This window comes from Priestia sp. P5_B4, assembly GCF_056400385.1.
Map to the genome: position 1 here is coordinate 1 of NZ_JBFULJ010001470.1, position 581 is coordinate 581.

Consider the following 581-nt stretch of genomic DNA (forward strand, 5'->3'; position numbering starts at 1 on the left):
AATTTGCGGTTCGAGTTTTAAAAAACGGTTCATGTGAACTTCAAGCGTGTTAATGCGCTTGATTTGATGTTTGAAGTCCGCTAGCTCAGTATGAAGCTGTTGGTTAGTCTGTTTGGGGTTGAAAAATCCTTTCATAGACATTTCGCTTCTCCTCATCTTGGGCTTATTTCCGATGTAATAACAGTTAGATAAATATATATTGGTCCAGTTTGGAAATTCACGTTAAATTCTTTGCGTTTATAAATGCTTATGTGAACTATTGAATTTCATTCATAAAACTACTAAGCCTTATTCAATGTGAATACGTTCTTCTTGGAAAAACTGCCTGTGATAAGAAAGAATAAGCAGTCCATTTTCAAATTTCGCACGCAGATGATGCGCATCCGTAGGCTCTGGCAATTCAATAATTCGGTTAAAGTCTCCAGAAGGTCGTTCTTGTACAACCGGCTGTCCTGTGATGAGAGGGTGCGGTGAGCCTTTTAACAAAAGCCGGCTGCCTGAAACAGACACGTGCAAATTTTCTTTTAGATAGCCGGGCAAGTCAGCGATAATAATGATTTCATGTGGGGTAACGTAAATGT

General features: G+C 39.1%; 1 protein-coding gene. It reads right to left on the bottom strand.

Annotated features, from left to right (window positions below):
* Positions 1–288 precede the first annotated feature (288 nt).
* On the bottom strand, positions 289–581 hold a 293-nt coding region (locus AC1DRF_RS31665), incomplete at its 5' end, for an Hsp20/alpha crystallin family protein (protein ID WP_477742782.1).